The organism is Avibacterium gallinarum (assembly GCF_002921135.1).
Lineage (GTDB): Bacteria > Pseudomonadota > Gammaproteobacteria > Enterobacterales > Pasteurellaceae > Avibacterium > Avibacterium gallinarum.
In genome coordinates this window covers 77,592-93,053 of the sequence record NZ_PQVJ01000019.1, presented here as the reverse complement: position 1 = coordinate 93,053, position 15,462 = coordinate 77,592, and the positions used below count along the sequence as shown (strand labels likewise).

Genomic DNA, 15,462 nt, shown 5'->3' with positions numbered 1-15,462 from the left:
TAAATAGAATGCAGCCTTATTCTAAGAACTTAAAAGAACTTTCACAGAAATTGCGTTCAGATCAGACTGATGCGGAACGTAAATTATGGCAAAGGATTAATCGAGATCAGTTATTAGGATTTCGATTTAATCGCCAAAAGCCTTTATTAAATTATATTGTTGATTTTTATTGCGCAAAGGCAAAACTCGTTATTGAACTAGATGGTGGTCATCATTATGAGCCAGAATACCAAGAAAAAGATCGGTTAAGAGATGATGAGATTTATTATGAGATTGAGGGTGTTGTAGAACAGATTTATTTATTTCTAGAACACATTTCCCTTAGTGTCTCAGAGGATTGACAAATCTCCCCTAACCCCTCTTTGCTAAAGAGGGGGACTGGTTAGTTAGAATAATGAGAATGGAATATATAGTACCCGAAATGCAGAATAGTTTATAAAGCATTTTTTGCTAAAGAACAATTCCCCTCTTTAGCAAAGAGGGGTTAGGGGAGATTTGAAAATATTGACTAATACATATAGCAAAATTTATCTTGCTATAATTATTAAAGGAATAGTAAAAACGCTCTTAATCTTTTTTACTAAAGAAAAATCCCCCTCTTTAGTAAAGAGGGGTTAGGGGAGATTTGTCCCATACCAGATATATTTTAAAAGAGAAAACCAAAATGACAAAAAACTTCCTCGCCGAGATCGGCACAGAAGAGCTACCACCGAAGGCTCTGAAAAAATTAGCGGTGGCGTTTAAGGACAATGTTGAGCAGGAGCTAAATCAAGCGGGCTTGGCATTTGATAAAGTAGAATGGTTTGCCGCCCCACGCCGTTTAGCGGTGAAAGTGTTGGGGCTGGTGGAAGCGCAGCCAAGCAAAGAAGTGGAAAAACGGGGGCCTGCGGTTGTGGCGGCGTTTGATGCGGAAGGCAAGCCAACCAAAGCGGCAGAAGGCTGGGCGCGTGGTTGTGGTATTAGCGTGGATCAGGCGGAGCGTTTGGTTACCGATAAAGGCGAATGGCTGGTGCATCGTGCGGTAATTGAAGGGCAGCCGACCAAAAATCTTCTGCTTGGCATTATCAGCAATGCCCTTGCGAAATTGCCCATTCCAAAAACAATGCGTTGGGGCGATAAAAGCGAGCAATTCGTCCGCCCTGTACATACCGTAACCCTGTTATTTGGTGATGAGCTAATTGAAGGTGAAATTCTTGGCGTTGCTAGTGGTAAAACTATTCGCGGACACCGTTTCTTAGGCGAACAAGAATTTACCATTGACAATGCCGATCAATATCCTGCCATTTTAGAGCAAAAAGGCAGCGTAATCGCCGATTTTGAACGCCGTAAAGCGATCATTCTAGAAAATTCGCAACAAAAAGCCACCGCACTTGGAGGCGTGGCGGATATTGAGGAAAGCCTGCTTGATGAAGTTACCGCCTTGGTGGAATTTCCAAATGTGCTAACCGCAAAATTTGAAGAGCGTTTCCTTGCTGTGCCTGCGGAAGCCTTGGTTTACACAATGAAAGGCGATCAAAAATATTTCCCGATTTACGATAAAAACAGAAAATTATTACCGCACTTTATTTTCGTGTCGAACATCAATCCGCAAGATCCAACGGCGATTATTGAAGGAAACGAAAAAGTGGTGCGTCCACGCTTAACGGACGCGGAGTTCTTCTTCAAAACCGATTTAAAACAGCGTTTAGAAGACAACTTGCCACGCCTCAAAACCGTGTTATTCCAGCAACAACTCGGCACGCTATTTGATAAAACGGAGCGTATCGAAAAACTCAGTGGTGAAATTGCGGCACAAATTGGGGCGGACGTGGCAAAAGCAGAGCGTGCAGGCTTGTTATCAAAATGTGATTTAATGACCAATATGGTGTTTGAATTCACTGATACGCAAGGCGTGATGGGTATGCACTATGCACGCCACGATGGGGAAGATGAAGAAGTGGCAGTGGCGTTGAATGAGCAATATATGCCGCGTTTTGCCGGTGATGAGTTACCACATTCTCTTGTGGCTTGTGCAGTGGCATTGGCGGATAAATTAGACACCTTGACAGGGATTTTTGGTATTGGTCAGCACCCGAAAGGGGATAAAGATCCGTTCGCCTTACGTCGTGCCGCATTAGGCGTGCTACGTATTATCGTAGAGAAAAAATTACCATTAGATATTCAAGATTTGGTAGATAAATCTGTACAAATTTATATTGACCAGAGAGATAATGATTTTAAAGATGAGTTAAAGCTTCACAAAGATAATGAAAATGATTTAATTATTTTGCAAGAACAGCAAAATAGATTACTAGCAATGGGATTCCCTTTTAGTAACAAAAACGTTGTCAAAGATGTGGTGGACTTTATGCTTGGCCGCTTCCGTGCGTGGTATCAAGAAGAAGGCATTGCGGTCGATGTCATTCAAGCGGTGCTGGCTCGCCGTCCTACTCGCCCAGCTGATTTTGATGCGCGGGTGCGTGCGGTGGCACATTTCCGCACCCTTGACGCAGCAGAAGCCTTAGCCGCTGCGAATAAACGTGTAAGCAATATTTTAGCCAAAGCAGAAGGTGAGATTGGCGAGATCCATTTAGATCGTTGTGTCGAGCCTGAAGAAAAAGCCTTGGCGGAAAGTGTGCTAGCGTTACAAAGCGAAGTGCAGCCGTTGATTGCCAAAGGCGACTATGTGGCAGTGTTGGATAAACTCGCCAACTTACGCCAACCGGTGGACAATTTCTTTGAGAAAGTGATGGTGAACGCCGAAGATCCACAACTTCGTCAAAATCGTTTAGCCATTCTGAAAACCTTGCAAGGATTATTCTTACAAGTGGCGGATATTTCCTTATTGCAATAGTTTCTCTTTTTAAGCCTAGCCCCGTTCTGCAAAGTGCGGGGCTTTTTTTGTAAATTTTTCTGAAAAAAGCGCCGCACTTTAAATAAGCTATGCACAACATTTTCTATATCTTATTGAAATTACAGATAAGAAATAAAATTAATCCTGTCTTGTGAATGATTGCTAATGACTTTTCGCAATGGGTATTGGTTAAGATTTTGGTAAAACTGCTCGAGGGCATTGTCCAACAAATGCTTTAATTGGCATTGTGGTTGTAATCCACATTTAGGAGAAACGCAGTTTACCAACGGCTCATTGCCTTGAAAGGTGCGTAGCATCTCGCCTAAGGACAAATCTAAGGTGCTTTCCGCCAAACGAATACCGCCGCCTTTGCCACGACTGGTAATCAGCCATTGTTGCTTCGCCATAAAATGGACGATTTTGACCAGATGATTTTGTGAAAGGTGAAGCTGCTTGGCAAGGCTGGCGATTGTGTGCGTGCGTTCCTGCTGACGCGCAAGATAAATCAGCACACGAAAACCATAATCAGTAAATTTATTAATTTGCATTGCAACTCCTTAGGTAGCGCATTGTAGTCTATTTCACCACTTCTCGCTAGATTATAGCTTATTGATAAATAATCACTTGCCAGCCTAGCATTAAAAATGTATTTTAAATACATCTTTAATAAACCAAAAGGACTTTCTATGTCATTAACAGCAGATCAAATTGAATTAGTGAAAGCCACAGTGCCAGTGCTACGCGAAAACGGTGTTGCGCTCACTTCTTATTTTTATAACAGAATGCTCACCAATCACCCTGAATTAAAACAAGTGTTTAACCTTGGACACCAACGCAGCGGTGCGCAAGCGCGTTCTTTAGCAAATGCAGTATTAGCTTATGCGGAAAATATTGAAAATCCAGCCGTGCTATTGCCAGCAGTTGAATTAATGGCACATAAACACGTTAGCCTTGATATTCAAGCCCCTGATTATGCCATTGTGGGCAATAACTTACTTCATTCAATTAGTGAAGTATTGCAAATTTCAATGGATGATCCATTAATTGAAGCTTGGACAGCTGCCTACAATCAATTAGCGGATATTTTGATTAGCACAGAAAAAGCCATTTATGACGAGCATCAGCAAACTAAAGGGAGTTGGTTAGGCTGGCGTAAATTCAAAATTGCCAAGAAAGTGGAAGAAAGCAGTGAAATTACCTCTTTCTATTTGCAGCCTGTTGATGGCGGCGATTTGCCAGCTTATAAAGCAGGCCAATATATCTCCGTGCGTGTTTTCGTTCCAGAATTAGGCTTAAAACAACCGCGTCAATATACCCTTTCTGATAATCCAAAATCAGACTATTTACGCATTTCAGTTAAACGTGAAGATCCAAAAGGTGAGCTAGCAGGCGGCTGGGTTTCGACCACCTTACACGGATTAAATGAAGGCGATGAAATTGAAGCCACCGCACCAACGGGCAACTTTTTCTTAATTGATAGCCAAAAACCAAATGTGTTTATCAGTGGTGGCGTGGGCTTAACCCCGATGATTGCAATGCTTAACCAGTTAGTAGAGCAAAATATGCCTTCGCCTGTGAGCTTTATCCACGCTTGTCGTAATGCCGATGTACACGCAATGAAAGCGCACGTTGATGAGGTAAAAGCGCAATATCCAAATGTTAGCACTTTTACCGTTTATGAAGTGGAAGATGCGCAAGCAGACGCAACTGGGCGTTTAGATTTAAGCCAAATTCCAACCGCACTTTTACCGAAAGACGCGGATTACTATCTCTGTGGCCCAATGGCATTTATGCAAACGCAGTACAAATCTTTAGTGGATTTAGGTGTGCCTGCAGAGCAAATTCACCTTGAGGCATTTAATACAGGTGGCGTTAAGTTGGATTAATGCTTTCGCGCTAATATAAGAAAACAGGGTGGAATGGAATATTCAGCCCTGTTTTTAGTGAAACGTTAAGCCTGTTAGGTATGGCTTTAAAAAGTTTAACTCAACGAGAGAAAATTCTCACTATATATAGTAAATGCCATTGATAACCCAAATTCAAAATATGAAAAGCAAGTTATGGTAAGCAAATTCAATAATGATAGAAGCTTACCACATAATAAATGAAACTACCGTAAGTTGCATTATTATCAAGATTACTTACGCCAAGTCGTACCATTTGCACCGTCTTCTAACACAATGCCCATTGCGTTGAGTTGATTGCGGGCTTCATCGGCGGCGGTCCAGTTTTTGGCAGCGCGGGCTTCGTTGCGTTGTTTGATTAAGGCTTCGATTTTTGCCACTTCATCATCGTCAGCACCTGCTTGTAAGAAACTTTCAGGATCTTGTTGTAATAAGCCTAAAATATCGCCTAATTCACGCAAACGTGCAGCAAGTTGATTTGCTTTGGTTTTATCTTCGCCTTTTAATTTATTGATTTCACGCGCCATTTCAAATAGTACAGAAATGGCATTTGGCGTATTGAAATCATCGTCCATCACCTCTTTAAATTGGGCGACAAATTCTTCACCGCCTTGTGGGGCGACAGTAGCATCGGTGTCGCGTAATGCGGTATATAAACGCTCTAATGCGCCTTGCGCAAGGTTAAGGTTTTCTTCGCTGTAATTAAGCTGGCTGCGGTAATGGGCGGTGAGTAAGAAATAACGTACCACTTCGCCGTTATAGTGATTTAACACATCGCGAATGGTGAAGAAATTGCCAAGAGATTTCGACATTTTTTCTTTATCCACCATAATCATTCCCGAGTGAATCCAATAATTGACATAAGGGCCGTCGTGCGCGCAGCAAGATTGGGCAATTTCATTTTCGTGGTGTGGGAACATTAAATCGGAGCCACCGCCGTGAATATCAAAATGATCGCCTAGCTGTTTGCTGTTCATTGCGGAACACTCAATATGCCAGCCCGGACGGCCTTTGCCCCAAGGGGAATCCCAGCTTGGTTCATTCGGTTTAGACATTTTCCATAGCACAAAATCCATCGGGTTTTTCTTGATTTCTGAAATCTCAATTCGTGCGCCTGCTTGCAGTTGGCTGAGATCTTGACGCGATAATTTGCCATATTGCGGAAAACTTTCAATATCAAACATCACATCACCATTTTCTGCCACATAAGCGTGTCCACGTTGAATTAATTTCTCAACAATATCAATGATTTCTGGAATATGGTGGGTGGCGCGCGGTTCAACATTCGGACGCAAAATATTGAGCGCATCAAAATCGCGGTACATTTCTGTTACCATACGATCCACAAGCTGATCGCAGGTTTCTTTGTTTTCTAAGGCACGTTTAATGATTTTGTCGTCCACATCGGTAATGTTGCGCACATAAGTGAGATCGTAACCCAAATAGCGCAAGTAACGTGCAATCACATCAAAACAAACAAAGGTGCGTCCGTGGCCAATATGGCATAAATCATAAACGGTTACGCCGCACACATACATTCCCACTTTATTCGGGTGAATGGGGGTAAAAACTTCTTTTTCTCGACTTAAGGTATTGAAAATTTTTAGCATTTGTTTGTTTCTCTTGAAGTGATGAAATTAGACAAAATAAATGAGCTGGAATTATACCGCACTTTTGTGAAATAATAACCGCCTTTGATACACAAGAGGAATATTACGATGACAATGGTTACATTACACACAAATTTGGGCGACATCAAAATTAAATTAAACAGTGAAAAAGCGCCGAACACCGTGGAAAACTTCTTAAATTACTGCAAAAATGGCTTTTATGATAACACAATTTTCCACCGTGTTATTGATGGTTTTATGATCCAAGGTGGTGGAATGGAAGCGAGTATGCGTGAAAAAAATACCAACGCGCCAATCAAAAATGAAGCCAACAATCGCCTAAGCAACAAACGTGGCACAATCGCAATGGCGCGCACCTCTGATCCACATTCTGCAACGGCGCAATTCTTTATTAACGTGGCAGACAACACGTTCTTGAATTATCGTTCAAAAGAAATGTTTGGCAAAGAAGTGGTGCAAGATTGGGGCTATGCCGTGTTCGGTGAAGTGATTGAAGGAATGGACGTGGTGGATAAAATCAAAGGTGTGAAAACAGGCAACAAAGGTTTCCACCAAGACGTGCCAGTGGACGACGTAGTGATCCAGTCTGTTACCGTAGAATAAGATTGACGCATATTGATGAATAAAGGAGGCTTGCCTCCTTTTAAAATAGCCAAAATTTCCACCGCACTTTTTTTACCGCACTTTGCTAAGGAGATCACAATGCAAAATGAAAAATGGTTGCAATGGATAATCGAATTGCAAGGCTTGGCACAAGCGGGCTTGTTTTATTCTAACAATAAATTTGATTTGGAGCGTTTTCAACGTATCAGAGAAATCAGCGCCGAAATGTTGCAAGCTCAATCGGATTTGCCTTTAGCGCGCGTAACCCAGCTATTTTGCAACGAAACGGGCTATCAAACGCCAAAAATTGATACCAGAGCGGCAATTTTTCAAGATGACCAAATTTTGCTCGTGCAAGAAGAAAATGGCTTATGGGCATTACCCGGCGGCTGGTGTGATGTGATTGCCACGGTAAAAGAAAATGTGGTGAAAGAAGTCAAGGAAGAAGCGGGGCTAGATGCCGTTGCTGAATTTGTTATCGCCTTGCAAGATCACGCGAAAAATAATCCACCAGCGCTTGCGCATAATGTGTGTAAAGTGTTTATTTACTGCCGCGCTACAGGGGGAGAATTTATGCCAAACAGCGAAACTTTAGCCAGTGGCTATTTTTCCTTACACGACTTACCGCCTTTGGCTACAGGCAAAACCACGGAAGCACAAATAAAAATGTGTTTTCAGGCACACCAAGCCGAGCATTGGCAGACCATTTTTGATTAACAGGAATTCCCGTGCCATTTTTTGATACTCACACTCACCTCGATTATTTACTCGCGACAACCCAACAGCCGTTGGCAGAACTGATGGAAGAAAGCCAACAAGCTGACGTTGAGAAAATGCTCGTGGTAGCAGTGCAAGCAGAGGATTTTAAAAATATTGAAAAAATCACCGCACTTTATCCCCAGCAGCTTTACTATGGCTTGGGCTTGCACCCGTTATATATCAAGCAGCATCGCGTAGCGGATTTAGACTTATTGGCGCAACGTCTTGTCAATCGTCCTAAAAATCTCTCTGCCGTGGCGGAAATTGGCTTAGAAAAAGGCGTGCCAGAGTTATTAACCCCTGAATTATGGCAAAAACAATGCGAATTTTTTGAAGCGCAACTGAGCCTAGCCAAAGCCAATCAGTTACCTGTCAATCTACATTCGCGCAAATCCCACGAAGATCTTTATCGCTTCTTAAAAACCGCACAACTTAGCGTTACCGGCGTGGTACACGGCTTTTCAGGCAGCTATGAACAAGCCAAACGCTTTGTCGATTTAGGCTATAAAATCGGTGTAGGCGGCGTCATCACCTACGCCCGCGCCAACAAAACCCGCGAAACCATCAAACGCCTGCCGTTAGACAGCTTATTACTCGAAACCGACAGCCCCGATATGCCAGTATTCGGTTTCCAAGGCCAACCGAACCGCCCAATGCGCGTGCGAGAAACATTCAAGGTGTTATGTGAATTAAGGGCAGAAAGCCCAGATGAGATTGAAGCACGGATTTGGGGGAATAGTGTTGGGTTATTTGGGTGATTGTTGTTTTTCGTTGGGATTGATAACGGATTTCGCCGTTGGCGACTTCCTTTCTTTTGTTTACCCGAATGGAGAAAAGTAAGGTTTTTGTTTTATCGTAAAATCGCTTTTCTCTTTGTAGTTAAGAACGAGTTTCGCTGGTTGAGCGACCTACTTTCTTTTGCTTACCCAAAAGAGAGTAAGCAAAGAAAAGAACCCCGATCATCGTCAAATTTCTCTTACTTCCAGACTGCGTTATTTTGCCTTGCCGTACTGAAGTACTGTCTTCGACAAAATGCCTTGTCTGTAAGTGAGAAATTTGACGAACTCACTTTTCCTCATTCCAATAAAATTTTCTTAACGAAAAATCAGCCTGATGTTCGCTATGCTCTCGCTCGGCGTGATTTTTCTAAAAATTTTATTTCCATTCGGGCGGTTTGGACGAGGAATAGATTGGTTAAATTTTAAAGTGCGGTGGGTATTTTTGAATGTTTAAAAGAGACGAAGTGTCTTTAAAAACAATCTCCCCTCTTTACTAAAGAGGGGAGATTGGTAGTACAACCTAATAACATCGTTACCTTTTCGAATATGCCAGCGCCAAACACAACATGGAACGCAAATTTCAAAGGGCAATTCCTGTTAGGTAATAAAAAATGGTGTTATTCCTTAACCATCAGTGATAACTTCAGCCGCTTTTTACTCCTTTATGAAGGCTTGCCTAATACTAAATCAGCAACTGTAATAAGGTTATTTGAACAACTTATTGATGAAAACAGCTTAACGCATGCTATCCGTTTGGATATCCTTGACATCAACTAAACGACTAAATATTCAATTCAAAACGGTAATTGAATAAATTTGTTCTTAATGGTAAGGACGATTTCATTTAGCAATGGGCTTTCTCTGTAAAAAACGTTGTGATAAAGAGCAATTCATAGTTCAAGATGCTTCATTAACATTTTATTAACCGTTTTATATTCCGTATGTGTATTTTATCATTTATCAGAAAATAACAAATTCATAATGTTTGATTTTTTTACTCTTATTATAGAAACGTGGTACTAGAGCACGCCCACGTTAATAAATACATAGCTCAACAGAAGAAATCTTGCTTAATTACAAGGTTTTTTTGCTTTATAGTATGTGTGGGTAGAGTGGGCTTCAGCCCACCGTTCAACACAATTTATCCTTTCGGTAGGCTAAAGCCCCCCCTACTTAACGGCTTTGTTAAAAAATCAACGCATATTATTGAAAACGATATATGGGCGGACACATCGGTCCGCCCCTACCTAAAAATAAACAATTCACCAACAAAAAAAATCGCAAAATATAGAGCAATAAACATATCCCACCTTAACCCCACGCTAGAATATAGAACATAAAAATGTAGGGGCTAACCTATGTGCCAGCCCGTTTGATGTTTGCGTTATCTTATTTAATGTAGGAAAAATTAAGTGCGGTGTTTTTTGAGGAAGTTTTTGTAATCCATTAAAAATCAATTCATAGGATTTCGGGCGGACACATCGGTCCGCCCCCACCTAAAAATAGACAATTTACCAACAAAAACAAAATCGCAAAATATAGAGCAATAAACATATTCTACCTAACACCGCGCTAGAATATAGAATATAAAAATGTAGGGGCTGATCTATGTGTCAGCCCGTTTGATGTTGCGTTGTCTTAGTTAATGTAGGAAAAACCAAGTGCGGTGTTTTTTGGTAAGTTTTTGTAATCCATTAAAAAATCAATTCATATGATTTCGAGCGGACACATCGGTCCGCCCCCACCTAAAAATAGACAATTTACCAACAAAAACAAAATCGCAAAATATAGAGCAATAAACATATTCTACCTAACACCACTCTAGAATAGAGAACACAAAAATGTAGGGACTGACCTATGTGTCAGCCCGTTTGATATAGCATTATCTTAGTTAATGTAGGAAAGATTAAGCTCGGTGTTTTTTGGGGAAGTTTTTGTAATCCATCAAAATCAATCCATATTATTTCGGGCGAACACATTGGTCCGCCCCACCTGAAAATAGACAATTTACCAACAAAAACAAAATCACAAAATATAGAGCAATAAACATATTCTACCTAACACCACGCTAGAATATATAATACAAAAATGTAAGGGCTGACCTATGTGTCAGCCCATTTGATGTAGCATTATCTTATTTAATTAGGAAAGATTAAGTGCGGTAATTTTTTTGCGAATTTTTCACCGCACTTATTTTTTCTTCGCGTATTTGAGCGAGTCAATAGCTACAGCGAAGATGATAATGCTACCTTTAATGATATATTGCCAATATGGGTTTACGCCGATGTAGGTTAAACCATAGTTGATCACGGTGAAAATCAATACCCCAGTTACCACACCAAGCACCGTTCCCACACCACCAGCGAAGGATACGCCGCCCACCACACAAGCTGCAATGGCATCAAGTTCATACATAAAACCAAGGTTATTAGTGGCACTACCAATACGCCCTGCTTCAAGCATACCACCAAAAGCATAGAATACCCCTGCAATCATATAAATAGCCACAAGATTACGGGTTACGTTTACCCCTGAAACACGCGCCGCTTCTGGGTTTCCACCAATGGCAAAGATGTTTTTACCAAAGCGTGTTTTATTCCATAACACCCACACAAACACAGCACAAATGGCCGCATAAATGGTGATGTAGGAAAGTTTAAAGCTACCTAAGCGGAAAAAGCCTTGGGCAAAGGTAGAGAATTGTTCGTTAAAACCTGCAATTGGTGATGAGCCCACCGCATCATAATAAAGCGAGTTGATCCCGTACACGATGATCATCGTTCCCATTGTGGCAATAAATGGCGTTACATTAAGATAAGCGATGACAATCCCGTTTACTAAGCCAATAATTGCGCCCACCACACAGACGGTAAGAATCACCACAGGAATAGGAATTTCACTTAAATTTGGGAAGACGCGATTCATATTATCCATTGCTTGTAGCAATGTGGCTGAAATTACCGCAGCAAGCCCCACTTGACGTCCTGCGGATAAGTCTGTCCCTTGTGTGATCAGCACGCCTGCCACACCAAGAGCGATGATTAAACGCACAGAAGATTGGGTAAGAATATTACTAAAATTTCTTAAACTCAAAAAGCTGGAATCTTGCATAATGATAATGCCAAGAAGTACCAACAGCACAAAGTAAATAGCGTTTTGCTTAAGGAAATCTAGCGATTTATTTTGTTTTAAAGCTGACATAATTCATTTCCTTCTAAATTAGAGATATTTCGCTGCAAGTTGCAGAATTTCTTCTTGCGAAGTTTTTGCGGTTTCAACAATTCCCGCCACTTTTCCGTTACTCATTACCAAAATTCGGTCTGTTACGCCTAGCAGTTCTGGCATTTCAGAAGAAATCATAATAATGCCTTTGTCCTTTTTAGCGAGTTCCATAATTAGTTGGTAAATTTCAAATTTTGCCCCAATATCAATGCCACGCGTTGGTTCATCAAGCATTAAGATTTCAGGCTGAGTAAGCAACCAACGCCCGATGACCACTTTTTGCTGGTTTCCGCCCGAAAGCGATCCGATGGTGGTTTTGTGCGATGGCGTTTTCACGTTCATTGCATCGATCACCCACTGGGTGTCGCTTTTCATCTTCTCACCACTTAGCAAGCCTAGCTGCCCTAAATAAGATTTCATATTTGAAATCAATGAGTTAAATTCAATATTTAGGTTAGAATAAATCCCTGTGGAGCGGCGTTCTTCCGTCACCAACGCAAAACCGTTATTAATGGCTTCAAGTGCGGTGCGATTTTTCATTGTTTTTCCGTGCAATTTGATCTCGCCCGTTTTACGTTCACGCACGCCAAAAATGGTTTCCACAATGTCTGTCCGTTTTGCCCCAACAAGTCCTGCGATGCCAAGAATTTCCCCTTTACGAAGCTGGAAGCTGACATCTTGAATAGAAGGTTGGTTCAGTGCCGTTAGGTGTTCCACTTCTAAAATCACTTCTTGTGGTGTATTGGTTTTTTCAGGGAAACGTTGCGTGAGCTCACGCCCTACCATCATTGCCACAATTTCGTCCATCGTGCTGCCTTTGACTGGCACGGTGTTGATCCATTTGCCATCGCGTAAAATGGTAATTTCATCGCAAATTTTGAAAATTTCGTCCATTTTGTGCGAAATATAAATAATTCCACAACCGCGTTCTTTGAGCTTTTCGATGATTTTAAATAAATGCTCCACTTCTTTTTCAGATAGTGATGAAGTGGGTTCGTCCATAATCACAATTTTTGCGTTATAAGAAAAAGCCTTTGCAATTTCAATCATTTGCATTTGTGAAACAGAGAGATTTGCCACTTTTTCTTTAGGATCAACATCAATATCCAATTCATCAAAAATGGCTTTGGTATCGCGATACATTTTGCCGTGATCGACAAACACGCCTTTTAGTGGATAACGCCCTAGCCAAAGGTTATCCATTACATTACGCTGGCGCACAAGATTGAGTTCTTGGTGAACCATTGAAATGCCGTTTTCAAGTGCTTCTTTTGACGTTTTGAAATTAACTGGTTGATTTAAAAAGAGAATCTCACCTTCATCTTTAGCATAAATGCCAAATAAACATTTCAGCAAGGTGGATTTGCCCGCACCGTTTTCCCCCATTAATGCGTGTACTGAGTGAGAACGCACGGTGAGATTTGCCCGGTCTAAAGCTTTAACGCCCGGAAAGGTTTTGCTTACATTGGTCATTGTAAGCAAGACTTCTTGGGTATTTGGTGTGTGTTCTGTCATAGCCAACCCCATAGAAAAGGGGAAGAAAGCCTTCCCCTATATGCCCATAAAATTATTTTAAGAAATCATTTAAGTTGTCTGCGTCAATGCCAACATAAGGGATACGCAATACTTTGTTTTCTAATTTCCAGTTTGTGCCTTCTGCAATTGGTTTACCTTTTGCTAGGTTATCGGCAAATTGCACAATCACTTTACCCTGTGTTACACCATCGTTTAACACTGTACCTGCCATTTCACCTTTTTTAACTAGCTGTAACACTTCTGGTAAGGCATCTACACCAAAGATTGGTAATTTTTTACCATGTGCTTTGGTGGCCTCCAATGCGCCCATTGCCATACCGTCATTGTTAGAAATAATCACTTCAATTTCGTTGGCTTTCGGGCTTGATAACCACGCATCCATTTTATCTTTAGCTAATGCCGCGTCCCACATTCCTGTGTCGATAAAGAGTTGTTCGGTTTCAATGCCGTTTTTATTTAGCTCTTCAATCACATATTTCGTACGCGCTTCCGCATCTGGGTGGCCTGGCTCACCTTTCAATAATACATATTGAATTTTGCCATCTTTATTTAAGTCATAGGCAGGATTAGCTTTCCAGTGTTTCGCAATTAATTGGCCTTGGATCACGCCAGATTCTTTCGGCTCAGTCCCTACATAATAAGCTTGCTCATAACTGCCAATGGCTTTCGCACCAGGATCTTTATTGAAGAAAATCACAGGCACATCTTCTAACTGTGCTTTTTTGATAATGGTTGGCGCAGCCGCTGGATCCACAAGGTTAATCGCAAGGGCTTTCACCCCTTTAGAAATCAACACATCAACTTGGTCATTTTGCACCGACTGGGCATTTTGCGAATCGTTCATTAACAATTCAATGTCTTTAAATTGTTTAGCTTCTTTGTCAATTTCTTGACGCATTAATGACATAAAGTTGTCATCATATTTATAAATAGTTACCCCCACACGATTCGCTGCTTGAGCAACAGTACCAGCAAGCCCCAAGGTTAAAGCAAGTGCGGTGATTTTTAATGAGATTCTTTTCATAGGGATAGCTCCTTAATTGTTTAGTGGAAAATTTACCTCTAGCGCAATTAAGCATATAAGAAAATAAATTGTAAGACTGTGATCCCTCTCACACTTACTGTAAACGATTACAAAAAATGTTCAAAAATGTGACGGTGATCATAAATTAATCGCAGGGTTCTGTGGAAAATCGTCTGACTAGGGTGGGATTAAATTGGGTATGAATCGGCGTATTAACGCGAGTATCCACCAAACTTAACGCCAGATTTGCCGCATAAGTTGCCATTAAATCAATGGGATAGCGAATCGTGGTGAGCTTAGGGATCAGATAACGGGCAATGGGCATATCATCAAAGCCGATAATGGAAAATTGTTTCGGCACGTTGATATTGTTTTCATTCAGCACTGAAATTGCTCCTGCCGCCATTGTGTCGTTATAAGCCACCACAGCAGTTAGATCAGAATTGTAGCTCAACAAATGGATCATCGCCTGCTCGCCTCCTTCAAAATCAGGGGAACTGTGCGCAATACGGTGTTCTGCCATTGGCAAATTGTGCTGCGCAAGGGCATTCAAATAACCTTGAATACGCTCTTTTTCATCATTAATTTTATGATTTGAACCAATATAACCAATGTGCTTATGCCCAAGGCGGATTAAATTTTCCGTGGCAATAAACGTACCTTTGGTGTTATCCAAGCTCACGCAGCGATTTTCGTAGCCTTGTACCACGCGATTAATCACCACCATTCCCGCAATGCGGCTTAAATATTGGCTAAGTTCTTCATCGCTCAAGGCTTTGGCGTGAACCACCAAACAGCTACAACGCTTGCGTAGCAAGGTTTCAATGGCGTTACGTTCCTTTTCCGCATTATGATAGCCAATGCCGATCAAAATGCTTTTGTTGTGCTGTTCCGCCACTTTATCCACTGCTTTCACTAAAATCGCAAAGAAAGGATCGGTAACGTCAGTGACCACCACGCCAATGGTGTCAGTGTTTTGCAAGGCAAGGGCTTGCGCATTAGCATTCGGGTGATAGCCCAATTCCTGCACCGCTTTTTGCACTGCAAGGCGTGCCTTTTCACTGGCAGAAGAATGATTATTCAACACGCGCGAAACCGTTGCCACTGAAACGCCCGCTTGTTTTGCTACATCACGAATGGTAATCATCTTCTCCCCTAAAAATTCTGCAAA

Annotated in this window: 13 protein-coding genes; 7 read left to right on the top strand and 6 right to left on the bottom strand. The window is 41.4% G+C overall.

All coding sequences use genetic code 11. The features are described 5' to 3' along the window. Positions 1-8: 8 nt before the first annotated feature. Both C3007_RS07755 and glyS read left to right on the top strand, forming a co-directional pair. On the top strand, positions 9-341 hold the full coding sequence (locus tag C3007_RS07755; RefSeq protein WP_103853912.1) for an endonuclease domain-containing protein: 333 nt from the start codon (positions 9-11) through the stop codon (positions 339-341). Positions 342-664: 323 nt separating this feature from the next. Next, complete coding sequence (gene glyS / locus C3007_RS07750; RefSeq protein WP_103853911.1) at positions 665-2,833, top strand: glycine--tRNA ligase subunit beta; 2,169 nt, start codon at positions 665-667, stop codon at positions 2,831-2,833. 119 nt (positions 2,834-2,952) lie between these two features. On the opposite strand, the gene C3007_RS07745 is transcribed toward glyS, so the two are convergent. Continuing rightward, positions 2,953-3,381, bottom strand: coding sequence for an RrF2 family transcriptional regulator (locus C3007_RS07745; RefSeq protein WP_103853910.1), 429 nt, complete (start codon positions 3,379-3,381; stop codon positions 2,953-2,955). A 138-nt stretch (positions 3,382-3,519) separates the two neighbouring features. On the opposite strand from C3007_RS07745, the gene hmpA reads away from it, so the two are divergent. After that, positions 3,520-4,719, top strand: a complete 1,200-nt coding sequence (gene hmpA / locus C3007_RS07740) for an NO-inducible flavohemoprotein (RefSeq protein WP_103853909.1) — start codon at positions 3,520-3,522, stop codon at positions 4,717-4,719. 251 nt (positions 4,720-4,970) lie between these two features. Here the strand turns inward: hmpA and cysS are convergent, their stop codons facing one another. Next, positions 4,971-6,347 (bottom strand): cysteine--tRNA ligase, encoded by a 1,377-nt coding sequence (gene cysS / locus C3007_RS07735; protein ID WP_103853908.1) that lies wholly within the window; start codon positions 6,345-6,347, stop codon positions 4,971-4,973. 114 nt (positions 6,348-6,461) lie between these two features. Between cysS and C3007_RS07730 the strand changes: the two genes are divergently transcribed. The 4 genes from C3007_RS07730 to C3007_RS07715 all read left to right on the top strand — a co-directional run bounded on the left by C3007_RS07730 (position 6,462) and on the right by C3007_RS07715 (position 9,286). After that, a complete protein-coding gene (locus tag C3007_RS07730) occupies positions 6,462-6,971 on the top strand; it encodes a peptidylprolyl isomerase (RefSeq protein WP_103853959.1) in 510 nt (169 codons plus the stop codon). Positions 6,972-7,070: 99 nt separating this feature from the next. After that, positions 7,071-7,688: an NUDIX hydrolase N-terminal domain-containing protein gene (locus tag C3007_RS07725; RefSeq protein ID WP_103853907.1), complete on the top strand. Its 618-nt coding sequence runs from the start codon at positions 7,071-7,073 to the stop codon at positions 7,686-7,688. Positions 7,689-7,699: 11 nt separating this feature from the next. After that, on the top strand, positions 7,700-8,488 hold the full coding sequence (locus C3007_RS07720; protein ID WP_103853906.1) for a TatD family hydrolase: 789 nt from the start codon (positions 7,700-7,702) through the stop codon (positions 8,486-8,488). A 528-nt stretch (positions 8,489-9,016) separates the two neighbouring features. After that, complete coding sequence (locus C3007_RS07715) at positions 9,017-9,286, top strand: hypothetical protein (RefSeq protein ID WP_103853905.1); 270 nt, start codon at positions 9,017-9,019, stop codon at positions 9,284-9,286. A 1,413-nt stretch (positions 9,287-10,699) separates the two neighbouring features. Here the strand turns inward: C3007_RS07715 and mglC are convergent. The 4 genes from mglC to C3007_RS07695 all read right to left on the bottom strand — a co-directional run bounded on the left by mglC (position 10,700) and on the right by C3007_RS07695 (position 15,438). Continuing rightward, a complete protein-coding gene (gene mglC / locus C3007_RS07710) occupies positions 10,700-11,710 on the bottom strand; it encodes a galactose/methyl galactoside ABC transporter permease MglC (RefSeq protein WP_103853904.1) in 1,011 nt (336 codons plus the stop codon). A gap of 18 nt (positions 11,711-11,728) precedes the next feature. After that, a complete protein-coding gene (mglA, locus tag C3007_RS07705; protein ID WP_103853903.1) occupies positions 11,729-13,246 on the bottom strand; it encodes a galactose/methyl galactoside ABC transporter ATP-binding protein MglA in 1,518 nt (505 codons plus the stop codon). Between the two features lie 52 nt (positions 13,247-13,298). Beyond that, positions 13,299-14,291 carry a galactose/glucose ABC transporter substrate-binding protein MglB gene (gene mglB / locus C3007_RS07700; protein ID WP_103853902.1) on the bottom strand — a complete coding sequence of 331 codons (993 nt, stop codon included), beginning with the start codon at positions 14,289-14,291 and terminating at the stop codon, positions 13,299-13,301. 145 nt (positions 14,292-14,436) lie between these two features. Beyond that, on the bottom strand, positions 14,437-15,438 hold the full coding sequence (locus C3007_RS07695) for a substrate-binding domain-containing protein (protein ID WP_103853901.1): 1,002 nt from the start codon (positions 15,436-15,438) through the stop codon (positions 14,437-14,439). Positions 15,439-15,462: the final 24 nt, after the last annotated feature.